The organism is Acinetobacter pittii (genome assembly GCF_034064985.1).
GTDB lineage: Bacteria > Pseudomonadota > Gammaproteobacteria > Pseudomonadales > Moraxellaceae > Acinetobacter > Acinetobacter pittii_H.
Genome location: NZ_CP139249.1, coordinates 3,062,333 through 3,084,496 on the forward strand (window position 1 = coordinate 3,062,333; position 22,164 = coordinate 3,084,496).

21 protein-coding genes are annotated in these 22,164 nt (G+C 41.1%); 4 read left to right on the forward strand and 17 right to left on the reverse strand.

The window, feature by feature from the left end; genetic code table 11:
* The first annotated feature begins 36 nt into the window (after positions 1-36).
* Positions 37-918 (forward strand): 1-aminocyclopropane-1-carboxylate deaminase/D-cysteine desulfhydrase, encoded by an 882-nt coding sequence (dcyD, locus tag SOI76_RS14680; RefSeq protein ID WP_104080133.1) that lies wholly within the window; start codon positions 37-39, stop codon positions 916-918.
* A 117-nt stretch (positions 919-1,035) separates the two neighbouring features.
* Positions 1,036-2,235 (forward strand): NAD(P)/FAD-dependent oxidoreductase, encoded by a 1,200-nt coding sequence (locus tag SOI76_RS14685; protein ID WP_104080132.1) that lies wholly within the window; start codon positions 1,036-1,038, stop codon positions 2,233-2,235.
* Positions 2,236-2,247: 12 nt separating this feature from the next.
* Here SOI76_RS14685 and SOI76_RS14690 read toward each other — a convergent pair whose 3' ends face one another.
* From SOI76_RS14690 to SOI76_RS14700, 3 genes are all read right to left on the reverse strand, one after another.
* Positions 2,248-2,418: a hypothetical protein gene (locus SOI76_RS14690; protein ID WP_104080131.1), complete on the reverse strand. Its 171-nt coding sequence runs from the start codon at positions 2,416-2,418 to the stop codon at positions 2,248-2,250.
* A 127-nt stretch (positions 2,419-2,545) separates the two neighbouring features.
* Positions 2,546-4,249, reverse strand: coding sequence for a mechanosensitive ion channel (locus tag SOI76_RS14695; protein ID WP_104080130.1), 1,704 nt, complete (start codon positions 4,247-4,249; stop codon positions 2,546-2,548).
* A 224-nt stretch (positions 4,250-4,473) separates the two neighbouring features.
* Complete coding sequence (locus tag SOI76_RS14700) at positions 4,474-4,701, reverse strand: hypothetical protein (RefSeq protein WP_104080129.1); 228 nt, start codon at positions 4,699-4,701, stop codon at positions 4,474-4,476.
* Between the two features lie 290 nt (positions 4,702-4,991).
* Between SOI76_RS14700 and SOI76_RS14705 the strand changes: the two genes are divergently transcribed.
* On the forward strand, positions 4,992-5,411 hold the full coding sequence (locus SOI76_RS14705) for a hypothetical protein (RefSeq protein WP_171067949.1): 420 nt from the start codon (positions 4,992-4,994) through the stop codon (positions 5,409-5,411).
* A 49-nt stretch (positions 5,412-5,460) separates the two neighbouring features.
* On the opposite strand, the gene fpr is transcribed toward SOI76_RS14705, so the two are convergent.
* Positions 5,461-6,222, reverse strand: a complete 762-nt coding sequence (gene fpr, locus SOI76_RS14710; protein ID WP_009393896.1) for a ferredoxin--NADP reductase — start codon at positions 6,220-6,222, stop codon at positions 5,461-5,463.
* Positions 6,223-6,308: 86 nt separating this feature from the next.
* Here fpr and gigC point away from each other — a divergent pair, with 86 nt between their 5' ends.
* A complete protein-coding gene (gene gigC, locus SOI76_RS14715) occupies positions 6,309-7,193 on the forward strand; it encodes a LysR family transcriptional regulator GigC (protein ID WP_104080128.1) in 885 nt (294 codons plus the stop codon).
* 19 nt (positions 7,194-7,212) lie between these two features.
* Here the strand turns inward: gigC and SOI76_RS14720 are convergent, their stop codons facing one another.
* The 13 genes from SOI76_RS14720 to nuoC all read right to left on the reverse strand — a co-directional run bounded on the left by SOI76_RS14720 (position 7,213) and on the right by nuoC (position 22,081).
* On the reverse strand, positions 7,213-7,506 hold the full coding sequence (locus tag SOI76_RS14720; RefSeq protein ID WP_069124170.1) for a cold shock domain-containing protein: 294 nt from the start codon (positions 7,504-7,506) through the stop codon (positions 7,213-7,215).
* A gap of 115 nt (positions 7,507-7,621) precedes the next feature.
* Entirely contained in the window at positions 7,622-8,257 is a 636-nt protein-coding gene (upp, locus tag SOI76_RS14725) for a uracil phosphoribosyltransferase (protein ID WP_002120045.1), read from the reverse strand.
* Between the two features lie 100 nt (positions 8,258-8,357).
* Entirely contained in the window at positions 8,358-9,851 is a 1,494-nt protein-coding gene (gene nuoN / locus SOI76_RS14730) for an NADH-quinone oxidoreductase subunit NuoN (RefSeq protein ID WP_057074980.1), read from the reverse strand.
* 2 nt (positions 9,852-9,853) lie between these two features.
* A complete protein-coding gene (nuoM, locus tag SOI76_RS14735) occupies positions 9,854-11,452 on the reverse strand; it encodes an NADH-quinone oxidoreductase subunit M (protein WP_002120006.1) in 1,599 nt (532 codons plus the stop codon).
* Between the two features lies 1 nt (position 11,453).
* On the reverse strand, positions 11,454-13,343 hold the full coding sequence (gene nuoL / locus SOI76_RS14740) for an NADH-quinone oxidoreductase subunit L (RefSeq protein ID WP_104080127.1): 1,890 nt from the start codon (positions 13,341-13,343) through the stop codon (positions 11,454-11,456).
* Complete coding sequence (gene nuoK, locus SOI76_RS14745) at positions 13,340-13,648, reverse strand: NADH-quinone oxidoreductase subunit NuoK (RefSeq protein WP_000529822.1); 309 nt, start codon at positions 13,646-13,648, stop codon at positions 13,340-13,342. The genes nuoL and nuoK overlap by 4 nt, the downstream gene beginning before the upstream one ends.
* Positions 13,648-14,166 carry an NADH-quinone oxidoreductase subunit J gene (gene nuoJ, locus SOI76_RS14750; RefSeq protein WP_014205902.1) on the reverse strand — a complete coding sequence of 173 codons (519 nt, stop codon included), beginning with the start codon at positions 14,164-14,166 and terminating at the stop codon, positions 13,648-13,650. The genes nuoK and nuoJ overlap by 1 nt, the downstream gene beginning before the upstream one ends.
* Complete coding sequence (nuoI, locus tag SOI76_RS14755) at positions 14,166-14,708, reverse strand: NADH-quinone oxidoreductase subunit NuoI (protein ID WP_002120012.1); 543 nt, start codon at positions 14,706-14,708, stop codon at positions 14,166-14,168. Before nuoI ends, nuoJ begins: the two co-directional genes overlap by 1 nt.
* A gap of 18 nt (positions 14,709-14,726) precedes the next feature.
* Positions 14,727-15,743, reverse strand: coding sequence for an NADH-quinone oxidoreductase subunit NuoH (gene nuoH / locus SOI76_RS14760; protein WP_004703499.1), 1,017 nt, complete (start codon positions 15,741-15,743; stop codon positions 14,727-14,729).
* Positions 15,744-15,746: 3 nt separating this feature from the next.
* The gene (nuoG, locus tag SOI76_RS14765; RefSeq protein WP_016142092.1) at positions 15,747-18,431 is read right to left on the reverse strand and encodes an NADH-quinone oxidoreductase subunit NuoG; all 2,685 of its coding nucleotides are present in this window, start codon (positions 18,429-18,431) and stop codon (positions 15,747-15,749) included.
* Between the two features lie 11 nt (positions 18,432-18,442).
* Entirely contained in the window at positions 18,443-19,774 is a 1,332-nt protein-coding gene (nuoF, locus tag SOI76_RS14770; protein ID WP_002120030.1) for an NADH-quinone oxidoreductase subunit NuoF, read from the reverse strand.
* Entirely contained in the window at positions 19,771-20,280 is a 510-nt protein-coding gene (gene nuoE / locus SOI76_RS14775) for an NADH-quinone oxidoreductase subunit NuoE (RefSeq protein WP_002120040.1), read from the reverse strand. Before nuoE ends, nuoF begins: the two co-directional genes overlap by 4 nt.
* A gap of 13 nt (positions 20,281-20,293) precedes the next feature.
* The gene (gene nuoC, locus SOI76_RS14780) at positions 20,294-22,081 is read right to left on the reverse strand and encodes an NADH-quinone oxidoreductase subunit C/D (protein ID WP_002120052.1); all 1,788 of its coding nucleotides are present in this window, start codon (positions 22,079-22,081) and stop codon (positions 20,294-20,296) included.
* Positions 22,082-22,164: the final 83 nt, after the last annotated feature.

Sequence of the window (22,164 nt, forward strand, 5' to 3'; positions counted from 1 at the left end):
TACAATGTGATCAATCATTATTTTTCTCAATTTCTAATGTTTGATCACATTGCTCAATCAGTTCCTCATCAACATATTCAACTCCCCTATCCCTTGCATCTCGACATTAAGCGGTTAGATCTAATTCACCCTCAAATTTCGGGTAATAAGTTTTTCAAATTGAAATACAATTTGCTTGTCGCAAAACAACAAAATTTATCAAGTATTTTGACTTTTGGTGGGGCTTATTCCAACCATATTGCCGCGACTGCCTATGCAGCTCATCTTTTTGGCTTAAAAAGTGTAGGTGTTATTCGTGGTGAAGAATTGGCGAGCAAACCTCTCAATCCAACCTTAGCAAAAGCTCAAAGTTTAGGAATGCATCTACATTTTGTCTCACGCAATGAATACCGCTTACGGGATGATGCAAACTATCTTCAACAATTACGTCATCACTTTTCACAAACCTATATTATTCCCGAAGGCGGTACCAATGAACTGGCAGTACAAGGTTGTCAGGAGATTCTCAGTCAAAGCGATTTGCAAAACTATGATGTCATTTGCTGTGCAGTCGGAACTGGTGGAACGATTTCAGGGCTCATTGAACGAAGCACCCCTCATCAAAAGGTTCTAGGATTTTCGGCTTTAAAAGGCGACTTTTTACACCAAGAAATTCGGCAGTGGACCCAAAAACAAAATTGGTCGCTGACAGATGCATACTGCTGTGGCGGATATGCAAAAACTTCACCCGAGCTATTGGCATTTATAGAAATTTTTGAAGAGCAGCATTCAGTACCACTTGAACCGATCTATACGGGAAAGATGATGTTTGGTCTGTTTGATCTTATAAAGAATAATTACTTTGCTGAGGGAACACGCATTCTGGCAATCCATTCAGGTGGTTTACAGGCAGATATAAGAAATAAATCACATCAATAACTTACTTATTTTCACGTCGTATTATTCACCACAGCGGTAAATGTCTTTAGCACGACTAAGGCTCGGCATGATAGTATATGCCCCTTTTTAATTTTCACGATTAATCGAGAATTTCTTATGTCTAACAGTCATGTCGATGTCATTGTCTTAGGTGCAGGTGCTTCTGGACTCATGTTGGCTGCACATGCTGCTAAACGAGGACGCTCGGTTTTAATTTTAGAAAAAGCCAATAAAATTGGTAAAAAGATTTTAATGTCAGGCGGCGGTAAGTGTAACTTTACCAACCTATATGTAGAGCCTGATAATTATATTTCTCATAATCCACACTTTGTTATTTCTGCCCTATCCCGCTATAGCAATTGGGACTTTATTGGTCTGGTATGTGATTATAAAATTGCTTATGAAGAACGAAAACACGGGCAATTATTCACGCTAAATGGCGCTAAAGAAATTTTAGAAATGCTGGTGAGTGAATGCAATAAAACCAACAATGTTGATATTCAAACCCAATGCGAAGCTGTCCAGATTGATTCCTTAGAAAAAGGCGGTTTTACTGTACACACAAATCAAGGTCGGTTTAGTTGTGAGTCATTAGTGGTGGCTACAGGCGGCTTATCTATTCCGACTTTGGGCGGTTCAGGTTTTGGCTATGAATTGGCACAAAAATTTGGTCATCAAATTTTCCCAACCCGCGCAGGTTTAGTCCCGTTTACTTTTTCAGATCATATTAAAGAGGTCACTACACGCCTTAGTGGTAATGCTTTAGATGTGACTCTAAGTAACTCAAAAAATAGCTTTACTGAAGCATTATTGTTTACGCATCGTGGCTTAAGTGGACCAAGCTCCCTACAGCTTTCAAACTATTGGAATACTGGTGAAAGTTTTAAAATTGACTTTTTCCCAAGCCAAGATTTAGCAACTTATTTAAAAGATAAAAAGAAAGCCCAACCTAAAGTTTTATTGCGTACTCTTCTGAACGAATTTACGGCAAAAAGTATTGTGCAAGAGTTACAGCAACTCATCTGGCCAGAACAGAGTGAAACAGCGATTGGTAATATCAGTGATGCACAGCTAGATCATATTGCCGAGCAATTACATGGTTTTGCTGTAAAACCATCAGGTACAGAAGGATATCGTACTGCCGAAGTTACTTTAGGTGGAGTGGATACAACTGAAGTATCTTCCAAAACCATGGAAAGTAAAAAGCAAAAAGGACTGTTTTTTATTGGCGAAGTACTTGATGTGACTGGCCATTTAGGAGGTTATAACTTCCAATGGGCTTGGTCTTCCGCTTATGCAGCAGCACAATATGTTTAAATGATGAATAAGCTAATTTGAGGCTTTCGAATCATTTGACGATTTTTCAGAATTACGCGTATGAGTTGTTGTCTGTTTTGATGAATTAGATTTGTTAAATGCAAATTTATAAGCACTTGCTAAAAAACCTACGGTAATTCCCGCAATGACAATCGGTGCTAAAAAACGACCTGGTTTCTTCATCGTATTTTCCTCACTTATTTGTTTTTATAACGACCAAAAAAGGACGACCACTCAATATAGAGTGGTCGAACTTATCACAAAAATCAAAGATTTTTTGTACTGTTTATCTGAAAATTAGTTTCATCTACTAAATTTCGTCATTTTCTCCAGTAGATCCAAAAGGTTTATTTACTGGTGGTTGTGCTGGATTTACTTGCGCAGAATCAGCTGGTTTTGCGTCAGATGACACTGTTGAAGGTGAAGTTGTAGTCGTCGGTGCAACTGTAGATGTTGAAGAAGTAGGCGTTGCAGATGAGCTACCAGCAGATGGACTACTCGTAGTGGTAGTAGAAGGTGGTTGGTACAGAGGATTTGGTTCATTCGCTTCTTTTTTAGCTTTATCTAACAAATCACTCAACAGTCTTTCTGCTGGTTGGCGTCCACCTAAACCAAATGCAAGAGCGAAAGCAACTGCCACTGCGCCTAGAGTCAAACCAAATGCAAGGTTAACGATTGAATCTGCAATACCCATCGCTCTTAAACCAAGCGCAAGTACGAGACCAATAATTAACACACGAACTAAACTACCTAACCAACGCGAGCTATTATATTCGCCGCGTTGAACCACGTTCGCCACAACATTGGCAAGCCAGAAACCAATAACCAAGATTACAGCGCCCAATAGAATGTTTGCACCGAAATGGATAAACATTGCAATTAGACCACTAATTTGATCGAAACCAAGACGATCTGCAGCTTCAGAAACTGCAAACAGCATCGTAAAGAATACAATTAACCAGCCAACTGCATTAGAAACTTTAGTTTGACCTAAAAAGCGTTGTACATCTAACTTTGCAGGAATTTCATCAACACCTGTACCTGCAATTAATTCAGCGACTAAGCGGCCAACAAAACGAGAAACAATATAAGCAACCAGTAGAATTAAACCAGCAGCAATAATGTTTGGAATCGCTTGCAAGATTTCATTGAGCATTGCTGTTGCTGGCTGAGAAATTGTCTCAATACCTAAAGCTTCAAACGCTACAATCAAAGTGGTAATAATGATGATTGCGAAAACAAATGAACCTAAGAATTTGCCTACGTTAGAGCTTTTGAAAAGACCAATTTTTTCAGCTTGAGCCTGAACACCTAGGCTATTTACCAAACCTTCAACAATACCGCGTACAATTTTTGCCAAGATATAACCAACAAAAACGATAACGCCAGCAATAAAGATATTTGGTAAAAACGCTACGGCGTCATTTACCATATTTTGAACTGGAATCAGTAAGCCTGTTAATCCTAGTATTGAAAGAACAATCGGAAGGAAAAGTAACAATACAAGCCAGTAAAGAATTTCACCAATATTTTGGCTAATTCCACCTACACCCACTTCACTGCTTAACTTATCATCCAGTTGAGTTCGCGATAAAACATTGGTCACCCCTGCTCGCACCAGTCGAGCAACGATCCAACCAATAAAACCGACCACAACAGCAGCAATAATATTTGGAATATAGACGAGTACCTGATTCACCATATTGCTGAACGGGCCACTTACTCCACTAATGTTAAGTACATTGAGAGCTGCCACTACAGCCAAGATTAAAATAAACCAGAATACGACTTTTGAAATAAGGCCTTCTATATTTGGAGTACGCCCAGTTGCTGAAGATAATTTTGCATTGGTATTTACTTTTTGCAGAAGTTTTTTAACCCCTGCCGCAACTAATAAAGCAATTATCCAGCCTACCAGTAAGATGACGATTGCAGCTAAAATAGGATGAAACTGATCCCAGTAATACATCGCATCAAACTGAGCGCCGCGAGGCCCATCAAAAAATTCATTCATATTGTTATGTCCTCAATTGTTATGTTCTTTTCAGTGCTATCAATAGTGAAAACACTTTTCGTTGTTAAAAATGACGATGAATGCGGTCTATCTCACCTTATGTTTTGAATATTTTCTAATCAACACAGTTCTGCATAAATACAACAAATTGATGCAAAAGGTTGCAAAAAAAGCCTTCAGGTCACGTCCTAAAGACTTTCTATAAAGATATACTGTTTAGCTTATTACCCTTTATAAATATTCAAATCTGAAGTGCTCTTAATGACATGTGGTGTGTCCTCATGTTGAAAAGCGGCTTCTTCTTTAGGTGTTTTGCTGTGATCAGCAACCATGTAGACGATCAGTGCAATAAGAAAAAGCCCAACAATAATTAAAATGTAAACTGGCAATCTTCTTTTTTTCGCAGTTTCTTCAGGACTCGTCACATGAGGTGGTTTTGAAAAATCATGCATCTTCTTTCCCCTCTTCTTTTATCATTAACTTTATAATCATCATAGCAATTCGGTTTGTTGCATTGTGTGAAAAAGCATTATGCTAAGGTGTCTGTAGTTGCAAAACTCTACTATTAAAATCATAAAAACAGTATAAAATTTAGTCGAAATTATTTTACCCTCTAAAAATAATGATGAGTTATGCCCGAGCTTCTTCAATGTTCTATTTGTAATACAATATGTTTTAGCGGTCACTTTTTATAAAATAGGCTATAATAAGCCCCCTTGTTTTAAAGCTGCTCTATTTTATGATGTATCGTCAGCAAAACGTAACACTTGATCTCGACACTGACGTCACACATCAATGTTATTTACATCAGACGAGAGACGAACATCTCATTGGTATTATTGAATTTAATAAACCAAGTTATGAACTCAAATGGGGTGATTTAGAGTATTTTCGTCGCCGTACTGAAGAATTTTCCGTCATGCCGTTTCCTGACTGCATTAATGCCATGATTGTTGATATTCGTAATATTAATATTTTTTTGGACAATGAAGTTCCGATTTTACCTTGGCGTTTACTTGAAGAAGACTGCCCTGTTCGCTTAGTTGTCCCTCAAGATCGTTTGGAACATTATGCAGGTCTTTTTGAACCAACTTGGCTTTCAACTGATGTAGATAGTGCAATTGCAGAAATTCGCGAATTTATGGATATGTTTGTCCACTAATAAACATATCCATAAAATTAATTTTAAAGTTCTTTCAAAATAAGATTTATTACCAGTAATTTTCTACCGCAATATTTCCCTCACCTCGACGATTCATCGTCAAACCACGTCGTTTTAAAGCCTCTTTAGTGTCATCTACCATTTGCGGATTTCCGCAAAGCATGACATGGCTAGTGGCAGGGTTCAGTTCTATACCAGCAGATTTTTCTAGTTCACCATTTTCAATCAGAATCGGCAAACGATCATGCAATGGCGCAGATGGATCACGGGTAATAATTGAAATAAATTTAAAACCGTCATGCCCCTCTCCAAAAGTTTCAGCAATCTCTTGAATACGATCGACATAAGCCAATTCAGCTGCAGTACGGACACTGTAGACCAAATTAATCTTTTGATAATTAGACCAAGTTTCAAAGTCTTGTAGCATCGATAAAAATGGAGCTAAACCTGTACCTGTTGCCAGTAACCATAAATCATGCGGTAAAGGCTGTTGATAGCGAGCTAAGGTCAAATAGCCATAAGGTATTTTTTCTAAGTAAAGCTCATCATCTACTTTTAGATGTTGAAGATTTGAAGTAAATGCACCATCTGGCACTACAATCGAGAAGAATTCAAGCGTTTCATCAAATGGTGAAGAGACAACCGAATAAGCACGGACAACAAGCTCCTCTCCAACTTTCAGCCCAATACGTGCAAATTGCCCAGCCGTAAATTTAAAATGTGCAGGGCGAGTCATGGTGAAACTGAAAAGAGTTGGGGTCCAGCGGTGTACAGATAAAACTTTTTCTACGCTAAATTTTTCAATTGACATGATTTCAACGTGGCATGAAATAGTGCGCTCATGTTAGCATGACAGCCGAAATAATGAATACTTTTAAACGTTAAGGCTTTTTAAACATGCGCATGACATTACGCCAGTTGGCTGTTTTTGTAGCAGTCGCTCAAGAAGGAACTGTCACTAAAGCCAGTGATGCGGTCAGACTGACGCAAAGTGCAGCAAGTATGGCTTTAGCAGATTTAGAGGATGGCCTTGGTGCTCCTCTATTTGATCGTTTAGGTAAACGATTACAGCTTAATGATTTAGGTCGTTTTCTATTACCACAAGCCCTAGAAATATTAGGTCGCTGTGAAGCTTTTGAGCAAGCTGCAAAAGGTGAATTGCAAAGCATTGATTTACGTATTGGGGCCACTTTAACAATTAGTGATTACCTCATGCCAGATTTAATGGCAAACTTTTTACAGCATCATCCTAAAGCACATTTGCAATTACAGGTGGGCAATACACGCCAAATGATTGAAGCAGTTAATCAATTCCAACTTGATTTAGCTTTAATTGAAGGATCATGTCATTTACCTCAGCTCCAATGTATCCACTGGCGTGATGATGAGCTTGCAGTATGCTGCTCTCCAAATCATCCATTAGCACGCTTAAATAGACCTTTAACAGCTCATGATTTTCTTCAAATCGAATGGATTTTACGTGAAGAAGGTTCAGGAACGCGTGAAGTTTTTGATAACGCTATATTGCAAGATCTACCAGACGCGAATATTCGCCTCACCCTAGGTCACAATGAAGCAATCTTAAAAATTGTTGCTGGTGGTTTAGGTATGTCATGTATTTCTAAACTTGCTATTGAACCTCTAATTGAAAAGGGACAATTAGTAATTTTAGATACACCATTTTGGCAGCTTACCCGCCCGCTTTATATGCTGGTACACCGTCAAAAGTATCAGGGTCCAGGCCTCAAAGCATTCTTACAATTTTGTGAAGATCAGGTTTAAAACCTGATCTTTTCTTTAATTAACGTCGAAAATTTGACAACAATTCACTTGTGATCGCTTTATTGTGATCCGCAATTTTATTTTTCTTGGTTTTCGCAGGATTTGGGTCAACACGCTCAATTTTGATCGCTTTAAATTTGCCCTGATTATCTGCGGCAAGAAATCTTACTTTTTCATTTCTTTTCGGTTCGCCCTCTGATGCAGGGAAATCAGAAATATGAAAGAAAATATCTCCTTCACTAGTTTCAATAAAACCAAACCCTTTATCAGGGTTATATTGTTTTACCCATCCAGTATAAAACTCTTGCTTCATGATCTTTCCCCTATTTTTCCAATCCAGTTGTTGCGGTAAATAAAAAAGAGACTCACGATTCCGTTTTAAAATTATACGGTTTAATGAAGTCTCTTTTTATTACGATTTCAAAAAATTAATCTTTTTGTACACTACCAAAAATTTTATCGCCAGCATCGCCCAAGCCAGGAACAATATAACCTTGTTCATTTAAGCCATTATCAATAGATGCTGTATAAATTTGCACATCTGGATGAGCTGCTTCAACTTTAGCAACACCTTCTGGAGCGGCAACTAACACCATAACACGGATATCTTTACAGCCACTCGCCTTTAACACATCAATAGCAGCAACTAAAGAATTACCTGTTGCCAACATTGGGTCAATAATCATCGCAAGACGGTTAGCTACATCTGGAACTAGTTTTTTATAATAAGTACGAACTTCTAGTGTTTCTTCATTACGCTCAAGACCTAAAACACTCACCTTTGCGCTTGGAATCAGATTAAGCACACCATCCAACATACCAATTCCGGCACGTAAAATCGGTACAATCGTTATTTTCTTACCAGCAATACGCTGTGTAGTAACAGTTCCAGCCCATCCATCAATTTCGCAATCCACAACTGGTAAATCTTTTGTTGCTTCATACGTCAATAACATAGTCACTTCCTGAGCAAGCTCACGGAAGTTCTTGGTACTGATATCAGCACGACGTAACAAACCTAATTTATGACGAATAAGTGGGTGACGAATTTCTTGAATGGCCACAGATGTTACCTAAAAATATAAAAACGTATTTATTATAATCTTTTTTTAACGCTCAATAAAAAAAAGCCTCCAGTTTTGGAGGCTTTTTTGTACACCAGAATTACTGTTGTGAAAGCATGAAATGTAATGGAGATAAAATTTCTGCTTTTAATGCCAAATTAATCATTGGATCTGGATAAACACCCAAAATTATAACTAATGCAGCAGCAGCCAATACCATTAAACCACCCACTTTTTGTCCCCAATGAGCATCTGCATCAATACGAGGAGTTTCTGGTGGGGTCATATACATGACAACCATCACACGTAAGTAATAGTACAAACCGATACCACTACCCACAATAATCATTGCAGCTAAGAACCAGTGTTGAGTTGTTACAGCAGCCATTACCACCAAGAACTTACCAATGAAGCCTGCTGTTAATGGAATACCAGCCAAAGATAACATCATGACTGTTAAAGTTGCTGTAAGTACTGGACGACGCCAGAACAAACCACGGTAATCTGCAAGGCTTTGTGCTTCATCTACGTTGTTATATGGGCTAGACATTAACGCTACCGCACCAAAGGCACCGATAGTTGTTAATACATAAGACACCACATATACAGTTACGCTACCTAAGCTTGCATAAGTCATGCTAATTAAAGCAATTAACAAATAACCGAAGTGAGCAATAGATGAATAACCAAGAATACGTTTTAAGTTAACCTGACGAACAGCGAGTAAGTTACCAACCAAAATCGACAATACAGCAATGATTGTCAAAATAGTTACTAACGAGTTCACCATCATTGCGCCTGAAGCAAGCATATAGCGCACGAATAAACCAATTGTTGCAACTTTAGCAGCAGTTGCTAAGAAAGTTGCCATTGGTGCTGGTGCGCCTGCATATACATCCGGAGTCCATTTATGGAACGGCGCAAGCGACAATTTAAATGCAACAGCAAAGATAATAAGTGCTAAACCTAATAACACCATTGGCTGTTTGATTGCTTCAAATAATGCTTGTACAGAATCATAGAATGAAAGTGAACCTGTATATGCATAAATATATGCCATACCCATCAACAACATGGCAGAAGCTGTTGCTGAAAGTACAAGGTATTTGATACCCGCTTCAAGTGAACTACTACGTTGATAAGTATAAGCAAGTAAGCCGTATACAGGGATCGACATTAATTCAAGGCTAATGAAGAACGATGCATAATGAGAACTTGCAACCATCAACATTGCACCTGCTACTGAAGCAAGTAACAAAAGATAGAGTTCTTCGCGGTTGTCTTTATAAGTCTCGATATAGGCGTGAGACAAAGTACAACAAGCCAATGCCGCAATCAAAATCATAAATTGATAGAACATGGTAAATGGATCAACCATAAACATGCCCATCACATTTGCCGGAACAAACTTACCGCCAAATACTGCAAATAAAATATAAAGTGCAGCGAGGTTTAAACCAACAACAGAAGTCGTTGCGATTAAATTATGATTACGCTTAATAGAAATTAACAACATGACGACGATTGTTGTCAAAGCAACAATCATCACCGGAGTTAAAGGCATAAGCGTAGAGTATGATACTGTGAAGTTCATGATTATTGGATCTCCACATGGTCAAGTTGAGTAGCTGTTTGCTGAACAGTTTCAACGACTTCTTGTACTGGTACATAACTATTGACCAACCACTGCATGCTTGAATGAGATACATCCAAGAATGTTTGTGGGTAGATACCAAGCCAAACGAGACCAATCGCACAAATCATCAAAATACCAACTTCACGAGCAGATAAGTCTTTCAATGGACTAGTGTAATGTTGCTTTTGTTCAGGATTTGGTTCACCAAACAAAGCACGGTGAATCAAGATCAAGCCATATAAACCTGCGAATACAAGGCTGATAGAAGCAAGGATCGTGAAGACAGGATATTTATTAAATGAACCCATCAAAATCAGGAATTCACCAATAAAGTTACCTAGACCCGGCACACCTACAAGAGCAGCAACGAAGAACATTAAGAAAAATGGCAAGTACTGAAGCTGGCCACGAAGACCACCCATTAAACGTAAATCACGTGTATGTAAACGTTCGTAGATTTGACCAGACATAATGAACAATGCAGCTGATGACAAACCATGTGCCAACATCATGATCATTAGACCTTGGAAGGTCAAAATATTACCTGCATAGATTGCAAGTAAGATAAAGCCCATGTGTGAAATCGACGTATACGCAAGTAAACGTTTCATGTCAGTTTGCTGGTAAGCACACCATGCGCCGTAGAAAATACCAATCAAACCGAAAATAATCGCAATGTCTGCAAACTGTGCAGAAGCTGTCGGGAAGAATGGAATAACAAAACGAAGCAAGCCATACGCAGCTGTTTTAATCAAGATACCCGCTAAGTCTACAGAACCTGCTGTAGGAGCTTGAGCATGCGCATCTGGCAACCAACCGTGTAATGGGAATACTGGTAATTTCACCGCAAAACCGATGAAGAAACAGATCATGAAACCGTACGCTAAGCCTGCAGGTAAGTGGTTAGCTACAGCTAATAAATAGTTGTAATCAAAACCGATCATGCCTGTCATCATGTAGCCATAAACTACAAGACCTAGGATACCGATTAACATCACTAGACCAGCAATCTGCGTGTAAAGGAAGAACTTAGTCGCAGCGTAAACACGTGAACGACCGTTTGAACCTTTATGACCCCATAACGCAATCAAGAAGTAGATTGGTACAAGCATCATCTCCCAGAAGAAGAAGAACAAGAACAAGTCAATCGCTAAGAATACACCGATAACGCCACCTAAACTCCATAATAGGTTTAAGTGGAAGAAACCAACGTTCTTTTGAATCTCACCCCATGAACAACCAACAGCAAGTACACCAAGTAACGCTGTTAATAACACCATGAGTAAAGATAAACCATCCACAGCTAAGTGAATGCCAATACCGAGTGATTGAATCCACGGTAAATAGAACTCAGCAGACCAAGTTGGGATTTTAGAACCCAACTCGTAGCTATAAGTTCCACTTTGCCAAAGTGCAAGACCTAAGCCCAAAGTAATGAGCATACCAATTAAGGCAATCCAGCGTGGCAAAGTTTTGTCGAGCTTGTCGACTAACCAACAAATAAAACCGGCAATGAACGGAACAAGGATCAGCGCGGGTAAAATTAAATTGTTTTCCATTTTATTTCCCCACTACCTGAATAACGATCAAGATCATCAATAACACCACTACACCGAGTGACATGCTTGATGCGTATTCACGCAATGAACCTGTTTGACGTGAGCTTGTAAAACTATTTCCGCCTTTCACGAGTGCAGGAAGAACTAACCACAAACCGTCAATCGGATCACGGCCAAAGATTTTGGCGAAGAATAAATAAGGTTTAACAAAAACAATGTCATACAATGCATCAAAACCAAAAGCAGTACGGCAAATATGTGCCAGACCTGCACCCAAACTTGTTTGAGCGAATGATTTCACTGCACCATAAGCAAATGTAAATAATGCTATACCAACAACTAGACCAACTAGTGCAATACCTACAGCTAAGTGCTCTGCCCCATGCATGCCTTCTACAAATTGTTCAGCGACATGGAATTCAGGAATTTTTGCAGTATTCAGAATACCTGCTACCGGTGCTTTTAATACCGCACCAACAAAAGTAGACAATACAGCTAAAATACCCAATGGAGCCCAGTAAGTTGCACCTTTAATTTCATGGTAAGGCGTGTTTTCTTGACCAAAGAATACAACCCAGATTAAACGGAATGTATAGATTGAAGTCAGGAATGCACCTGCTACACCCACCCAATATAAGGTGTGATATAGGGCAACTGATTGACCTTGTACCCAAACTTCACCAAGAATCGCATCTTTAGAGAAGAAGCCAATAGTCAAGAATGGAATAGCTGCTAATGCACCGCCACCAATCGCGAAACAAGCAAACAGGAATTTATTACGTTTGAACAAACCACCCATTTTGAAAATGTTTTGCTCGTGATGGTAAGCCAGAATAACCGCACCAGAAGACAAGAATAATAATGCCTTAAAGAATGCGTGAGCCAACATGTGGAACAAGCCAGCTTGATACGCTTCCGCACCTACAGCCATAAACATATAGCCAAGCTGACTCATTGTTGAGTAAGCCAAGATACGTTTGATGTCTGTTTGTACAAGTGCAGCAAAACCTGCAACTAACAAAGTTACCGCGCCAGTTACTGAAATGAATTGCATCACTTCAGGAGCAAGTTCAAATACGCTGAATAGACGACAGCATAAGTACACACCAGCCGTTACCATTGTGGCAGCGTGGATTAATGCAGAAACAGGTGTTGGACCTGCCATCGCATCTGCTAACCATGTTTGCAATGGAATTTGAGCAGATTTACCAGCAGCACCCAAGAACAACATTAATGCAGTCCAGATGGTAAGTGACGAACTCTTCGTCATTACTTCTGCTGCGTGTTCAACGATGTATTGAGTATTCAGCGTACCAAATTGTTGGTAAAGCAAGAATAAAGCAATAAGCAAGAATACATCACCAACGCGGGTCACTGTAAACGCTTTGATCGCTGCCCAACCATTTGCAGGGTTTGCATAATAGAAACCAATCAGCAAGTAAGAGCAAAGACCTACGCCTTCCCAACCCAAGAATAACAACGCCAAGTTGTCACCTAATACAAGCACAAGCATGCTGGCAACGAACAGGTTGAAATAAGAGAAGAAACGCGCATAGCCCTCTTCACCACGCATGTACCATGATGCAAAGATGTGGATTAAGAAACCAACACCCGTGATCATGCCCATCATGAGTAAAGATAAGCCATCTAAATGTAAGCTAATGCCCGGAGCAAAACCGCCAACATTGAACCATGTCCACAAGTTTTGAACGAAAACTTGCTGACCACTCGTGGTAAATGCCATTCCAGCAATGAGTGCAAATAATGCAGATAAACCTACAGAACCTACACCAATAACTGCTGCAATGTTTTCAGAGAGTTTGTCTCGTCCTGCCGCCAATAAAATAAAACCGATTAGCGGAAATAATACTGTTAGATATAAATAACTCATCCGCGCATCTCACTAGCAGCATCCACATCCAAATGATGGAAGCGATGATAGAACTGAAGGACAATCGCAAGACCGATACATGCCTCTGCTGCTGCAAGGGTCAAAATCAGAATGAACATCACTTGCCCATCTGGTTGTGCCCATACGCTACCCGCAAGAACAAATGCCAATGCTGCAGCATTCATCATGATTTCAAGGCTCATTAACATAAATAAAAGGTTGCGTCGCACCATTACACCGTAAAAACCGAGTGCAAAAAGGATGGTTGCAACAATCAAACCATGTTCTAAAGGAATCTGGCCCATTATTCTTTTTCCTCTTCTGCACCTGGTTCACGTTTACCTAAGTGGTATGCTGCAACAAGGGCTGCTAGCAATAACATCGCGGCAACTTCAACCAATAATAAATAGTGAGTAAAGAGTGCTTGACCAACTACTTTTGGTCCAATCACTTGTGCCCCAAGTGGTGCTGAAATAGTGGTGTATTCACCACCAAGCATCCAAACTAAAAGCAAGCCGAGTAAGAAACTCATGAGTGCTGGATATGCCCAAGCATCTGAAGAAAGCCATTTGCGTTCTTGTTCAACGGTGTGTTGACCTAAGTTAAGCATCATCACCACGAAGACAAACAGAACCATAATTGCTCCGGCATAAACGATGATTTCAAGAGCACCTGCAAAAGGTGCCCCCACGATCATGAAAATACCAGCAACAGCAAGCAATGAAACAATTAGACTAAGTAGAGCGTGTACAGGGTTCGTGTTAGTCACTACACGAACCGTAGAAACGATGGCCACGAGTGCCATCAAATAAAACGGCCACATCATGGTAATAGACTCCGTACATCGATTGGTGCACTTTCTTTTTGTGCTTGACCTTTCTCTTTACCGTTAATTGCCATACCCGTCACACGGTAGAAGTTGTAGTCTGGGTATTTGCCCGGACCTGAAATGAGTAAGTTTTCTTTCTCATAAACAAGGTCTTGACGTACATATTCGCCTAACTCGAAGTCTGGTGTGAGCTGAATCGCAGTTGTTGGACATGCTTCTTCACACATACCGCAGAAAATACAACGTGAGAAGTTGATACGGAAAAACTCCGGATACCAACGACCATCTTCTGTTTCTGCTTTTTGTAGTGAAATACAGCCAACCGGACATGCAACCGCACATAGGTTACATGCTACGCAACGCTCTTCCCCATCAGGGTCACGCGTTAATACGATACGACCACGAAAGCGTGGCGGCACAATCTGTTCAGCCGGAACTTCTGGATATAAAATCGTGTCACGTTTACGTGTTGCATGGCTAAACACCATGAGTAACGTACGTACAATTGATCCGAATCCAGCTAGAAATTTATACATTTTGTACTCCCTGCTGTCCTAGGCCTGATTCATCAGAATCACAGCACCAGTCACTAACAAGTTGACCAACGCCAATGGCAAACAAATTTTCCAACCAAAGTTCATGACTTGGTCATAACGTGGACGCATTAAAGAACCACGTGCCAATACAAACATCATTACAAAGAATGCTGTTTTAATCACAAACCAAAATACTGGTGGAACAAATGGAATTTCTAAATTAAATGGCGCTAACCAGCCACCAAAGAATAAAGTCACGATCAATGCAGAGATCAGTACTACGTTGACATATTCAGCAACGAAGAACATACCCCATTTCATACCGCCATATTCAACATGGTAACCTTCTGCCAATTCTTGTTCTGCTTCTGGTTGGTCAAATGGATGACGGTGAGTTACCGCAACACCAGCAACCACAAAAATCAAGAAACCTAAGAATTGTGGAATAACGAACCAAACATCGCGTTGTGCTTCAACAATTTCACGAAGGTTAAATGAGCCTGCAATTGCAACCACACCCATCAGCGAGATACCCAAGAACACTTCATAAGAAATGGTTTGAGCTGCTGAACGTAAACCACCAAGTAATGAGTATTTGTTATTTGAAGCCCAGCCACCAAATAAAACTGCGTAGACAGCAATACCAGCCATTGCCATGAAGAACAATAAACCGATACTCATGTCGGCAACACCCAGTGAAGGACTCACCGGGATTACCATGAATGAAAGAACCGCTGTTGCCATTGCAACAGCAGGTGCTAAACGGAATGTAAGTTTGTCAGCAAACTTTGGTGTCCAGTCTTCTTTGAACATGATCTTGAGCATGTCGGCAACGATCTGGAACATACCACCAGGACCAACACGGTTTGGACCATAACGGTCTTGCCACCAAGCAAGTAAACGACGCTCAATAAAAGACATCAACGCCGCAACTAAAACAACAACAAGCAAAATCACAACTGCTTGAACGACAGCATACGCAATCGGCCAGTTCTCAGCCCAAAGTGGCGTTTGACGTATAATTTCTTGATTCATGAATTACACTCCTAAAGCCACTGAAACAGGCTCAGCTAGTGACACCATTGGTGCTAAACCAACTGGGTAACCAATATAACCTGTAGGTAAATATTCAATTACTTGTACCGGCAAGCTCACAGTCGTTTCACCTGCTTTTACCGTAATGCGTTGACCTTCTTGAAGGTTCAAACGAGTTGCATCTTGTTCGCCCACTGCAAACACAGCTTCCGGAATACGAGTTTCCATTGCAGGTGTTTTAATCGTGAATTCACCAGAACCAAAAATATGGTGCATTGGTACTAAGCGGAAACTTTCAGGGTTTGCAACAACCGGCACTGGAGCAACATAGCTACGTGCAGGACGTTTTGCCAAGCGATCGAATAAACGAACACCTGAATCACCACCTTTTAAGTGACCACCGACTTCATCTTGGTATTTATTCCAAGATTGTGGAGAGTTCCAACCTGGAGCCCATGCAAATGGTACTAATGATGATGCTTTTTGCGGACCAACATAACCTTCCATTGAGAATGTTAATGCTGAATCTGGATCGGTAGGCTGTTTAGGCTCATGAACCGATAACGGCGCACGCATTGCTGTACGACCTGAATAACGACGTGGTTCACGCGCGATTTTCAAGCCATGTACACGGTAACCCGCATCTGGTGCTACATCTTGGATAGCTTCGAGTACTGGTACATTTTTCACGATGCTTTCAATTACATCGTCAAGCAATGTCCAATCTACAGCCTTACCTTTAATACCAGTTTCAATGGCATGTAACCAACGCCATGATTCTTTAATTGCATATTCAGGCTTGTAGTAACTTGGATCGTAAACTTGATAGAAGCGCTGTGCACGACCTTCTTGGCTTACAACAGTACCATCACCCTCTGCAAAGCTTGCTGCTGAAAGAACGATATCAGCCTGTTTCACAGTTTCAGTTTCACTGTGATCAAGCACGATTACTGTTTCAGCTTTATCTAATGCAGCTTTTACTTGGGCAGCAGGTAAACGACGGAACAAGTCATTTTCAACAATAACCAGTGTGTCGTAGTCTTGAGCAAATGCTTGTTCAAGGCTTAAACCACCAAACAATGCTAAGCCCATAGAGTTCACTTCAGGAACTACAAGACTTAAACCAGCTTTAGAACCTAAGTTCTGAGTTAACTGTGCAGCAGCTTCCATAATAGAAGCATCTTGCAAGCTTGTACCCGCAATAATTAATGGTTTGTTTGCTGCTTTTAGAGTGTCAGCAATGGTTTGAGCAAATGCTTTTGCATCTTCATCTAAACCACTTACAACTTCACCACTTACTGCCGCAGCAACTGCAAAGCCTAAACGCGCGATGTCATTTGGAGAAGCAACCACTTCACCAGTTGCAATGTCAGCAAGACGAGTTTGAGTTGCAGCTAAAATGTAAACCGGAGATTTTGCTTCTTGACCAATACGTTGTACAGGCTCAGCCAACCAATCTGGTGTACGTGTTTTTGCAGCCATTTCGCGTGCTTTGTTTTTCGCAGCTTGGCGAACAGACAAGGCCATGCGAGGTGCAGTTTGAGTCAGGTCTTCACCTAAGATCAGAACAGCATCATAGCTTTCAATTTCACGCATATTCGGGTTATAAATACCCTCGGTTTGCATGATAGAGGCAGCAAGTTCAACAAGCTTTTGCTCTTTTTGTGCAATACCAGTTGAGTAGTTTGCCTGACCTACAAGCTCACGTAATGCGTAGTTTGATTCCAAGCTTGCGCGAGGAGAACCAATACCCAAAACTTTTTTGCCTTGAAGCTTCGCAATCGCTTGATCGAGAGCTTGATCGACAGAAACAGTTGCAACAGTTTCGCCATTACGGAACTGAGGCTGACGTGGACGGTCTGCACGGTTGACATAACCTGTGCCAAAACGACCTTTGTCACAAAGGAAGTACTGGTTAACCGAACCATTAAAACGGTTTTCTACACGACGGATTTCACCATAACGTTCACCCGGAGAAATGTTACAACCAGAAGAACAGCCTTGACACACGCTTGGTGCATACTGCATGTCCCACTTACGGTTATAACGCTCTGAATGAGTCTTATCAGTGAATACACCTGTTGGACATACTTCAGTCAAGTTACCAGAGAATTCAGACTCTAAAGTACCTGATTCTGGACGACCAAAGTAAACACGAGATGCATTGGCATAGACACCAAAATCTGTACCGCCTGCATAGTCTTTGTAGTAACGAACACAACGGTAACAAGCAATACAGCGGTTCATTTCATGTGCAATGAATGAGCCGAGTTCTTGGTTGTAATGCGTACGTTTTGTAAAACGATAGCGACGACGGTCATGACCTGTCATTACAGTCATATCTTGTAAATGACAGTGACCACCCTCTTCACAAACTGGACAGTCGTGCGGGTGGTTGGTCATCAAAAATTCAACAATAGATGCACGGAAATCCGTTGCTTCTTTGTCTTCAATTGAGATATAGGTATTGTCAGATGCTGGTGTCATGCAAGACATGACCAAACGACCACGCGTATCTTCTGGATTCGCATATTGCGTAACAGCACATTGACGGCAAGAACCAACCGAACCTAAGGATGGATGCCAACAAAAATATGGGATGTCGATGCCCAGACTCAAACATGCTTGTAGCAAGTTTTCCGAGCCGTTGACTTCATACGATTTTCCATCGACATGAATTGTAGCCATAGTCGAATTCCTTAAGCTTGTTCTACGTTGCTGGTTTGCACGACAGGACGATTCGTCACTTTCGCTTCAAACTCACCACGGAAATGTTTGAGTGCGCCCATAAGCGGCTCCATCGCACCTGGTGCGTGGGCACAGAAAGTTTTACCAATCCATAATTTACGAGTTAGTTCTTGTAAATGGTCGATATCTTCTTTCTTACCTTCGCCTGCTTCAAGTGCTTTAAGCGCTTTAACAGCCCATGGCAAACCATCACGGCACGGTGTACAGAAACCACATGATTCACGCGCAAAGAACTCTTCTAAGTTACGAGTGAGCGATACCATACATTGAGTTTCGTCTACCACCATTAACAAACATGTTCCCAAACGAGAACCTGCTTTCATAATCGTGTCCGCATCCATTGGTAAATCAATGGTATCTGCTGGTAAAAAGTCAGTTGAAGCACCACCTGGCAACCATGCTTTGAGCTTTAAGCCCTCACGCATACCACCTGCATGATCTTCAATTACTTCACGTGCAGTTGTACCAAATGGCAATTCCCAAAGACCCGGGAATTTAACTTTACCCGATGCACCATAAATTTTAGTGCCTGGATCTTTTGATTTACCCGCTGACAAGCCGATATACCACTCTGGTCCACGAAGCATGATTGCTGGCAAGTTGTTATAAGTTTCAACGTTGTTCACAATCGTCGGACGGCCCCATGCTCCTGCAACTTGCGGGAACGGTGGCTTAGTACGCGGGTTAGCACGACGGCCTTCAAGCGAGTTAATCAATGCAGTTTCTTCACCACAGATATAACGCCCTGCACCCGTATGTACATGCAGATCAAAATTCCAGCCAGAACCTAAGATGTTTTCGCCTAAATAACCTTTAGCACGAATCTGTTCTAACGCTTCATTTAGATATTGAGCAGCCTCGATGTATTCACCACGGATAAAAATATAACCTTGAGTTGCTTCTAAGGTATAACCCGCAATTAACATCCCTTCGATCAATTGATGTGGAAGTTTCTCCATCAACAAACGGTCTTTAAAGGTACCCGGTTCCATTTCGTCGGCATTACAGATCAAGTAACGTGGACCACCATCATTTGGTGCCATCAATGACCATTTAATACCCGCTGGGAAACCCGCACCACCACGACCTTTTACAGTTGCAGCTTTAATGACGTCTAACACTTCAGCAGGTTTCATGCCTAAAGCTTTTTTAAAGCCAGCATAGCCTTCAAGTGCTTCGTAATCATCAGCACTACGTACCGCTTCTTGTTTGCTTAAACGCCAAGTGAGCGGATGAGTTTCCGGATTACCGTCGCCATAAATTGGTTTTGGTTCAGTATTCATACATACTTCTCCAATAACTGTTTAATTGATGTCACTTCGACTAAACCGTGAGTATCTTCATCAATCATTAAAGTTGGGCCTTTGTCGCAGTTGCCTAGGCAGCAAATTGGAAGCAATGTAAAACGACCATCTGGTGTCGTTTGACCATACTGAATTCCTAATTCACGCTGGAATGCTTCAGCAAGAGTTTCTGCACCCATTAAGAAGCAAGCAATTGAGTCGCAAAGTAAAATTACGTGACGACCTACCGGATGGCGATAGATACGATTGTAAAATGTTGCAACGCCTTCCAAATCAGCAACACTCATCGACAACAACTGTGCGATGGCATTCATTTGAGCGTCATCTACCCAACCATTACGGCGCTGTACACACTTCAATGCATCCAAAGAGGCTGCACGAGGGTATGGATAGTGACCAATGTGATGTTCGATTTCATGAATTTCTTCCGCAGTCAAAATCCCTTCGACATTCACACGTGGTTTTTTATCAGTCAAAATCATCATTATGTGTTACCTCTTAGCGATCCACGTCAGCCATAACCACGTCAATGGTCGCCAGATAAATGATTAAGTCAGATACTAAACTTCCGTTAATCACTGAAGGCATTTGCTGTAAGTGAGTAAACGTCGGTGTACGAATACGAGTACGATAACTCATGGTCGCTTTATCTGAAGTCAAGTAATAAGTACTTGCGCCTTTAACCACTTCAGTCATAAATGATGACTCGCCCGCTGGCATGACAGGACCCCATGAAACGCTCAAGAAGTGCGTAATCAAGGTTTCAATATCTTGTAATGTCTTATCTTTCGGTGGTGGAACAGCCAATGGATGATCCGCTTTGTATGGACCAGAAGGCATGTTATCCAAGCACTGTTGAATAATTTTTAGCGACTCGGTAATTTCACGGAAGTGAACAAGCACACGTGCGTATGCGTCGCCTTCATACTCAACCGGCACATCAAAATCGAAGTTTTCATAGCCACTGTATGGACGATATTTACGAACGTCAAAATCGATACCTGTTGCGCGTAAACCAGTACCAGTTACACCCCATGCGAGTGCAGATTTGGCATCGTATTGTGCAACATTACGCGTACGACCAATAAACACAGAGTTTTTCAATGCAGCTGTGTAGTATTCGTTTAAGCGTTTAGGCATCCACTCTAGCAATTCTTTAACAAGCTTTTGCCAGTTGTTTGGAAGATCGTGTGCTGTACCGCCAATACGGAACCATGCTGGATGCATACGGTAACCCGTAATTGCTTCAACAATGTCGTAAACTTTTTGACGGTCTGCGAACATATAGAATACTGGTGTCATACCACCGGCATCCTGAATTGCCGTACCACAGAATAATAAGTGGTTATTGATACGGAACAATTCGTTCAACATGACACGAATCACTTGCGCACGTTCAGGAACTTTAATACCAGCCATTTGCTCGACAGCCATCACATACGGCATGTTTTGAGCACAACCACCTAAGTAGTCAACACGGTCAGTATAAGGAATGAAAGAATGCCATGTTTGACGTTCAGCCATCTTTTCCACACCACGGTGGTGATAACCGATATCAGGTACACAGTCCTTCACTTCTTCGCCATCTAACTGCAATACAACACGGAACGCACCATGTGCAGATGGATGGTTAGGGCCCAAGTTCAAGAACATAAAGTCTTCATCAGCGTTACCACGCTTAAGACCCCAGTCTTCTGGCACAAAACGTAAGTGCTCTTGTTCAAAGTCTTGTTTCGCTTTGTCTTGCATGTACGGCGTATATTCTGTCGCACGTGCTGAATATTCTTTACGAAGCGGATGACCTTCCCAATACGTTGGCAACAAAATACGACGGAGCATTGGATGCCCTTCGAAATTGATACCGAACATATCGTAAGCTTCACGTTCATACCAGTTGGCATTTGGCCAGATATTTGTCGCTGTCGGAATGTTAAGATCATTTTCGTTCAAGGCAACCTTGATACGAATGTCACTATTACGCTCAAGCGATAATAAATGATAGAACACAGTGAAGTCAGATGCTGGTAAACCATCACGATGAACACGTAAACGTTCATCCATCGCAGATAAGTCAAATAGCATTACATACGGACGTTCCACTTTACGTAGGAACATAAGGACTTCTTGCACGCGTGCGCGCTCAACCCAGACTGTTGGAAACTCTTCAAAAGTCGCCTGCACGTAAAAGTTCTCACCAAATTTGGTTTTGAGCTCTTCTACGATTGCAAATGCTGGGCGTGAATCAACTGCTGTTGACTCTGGCATAGCAATGTCAGTTTCAGCCATTGGCTTGGCTTCCTATTTAATACAAATTCTGTCAATTTTCTCGATGAACATATCAGTTAGATATGTCAAAACACCGTCAAAAA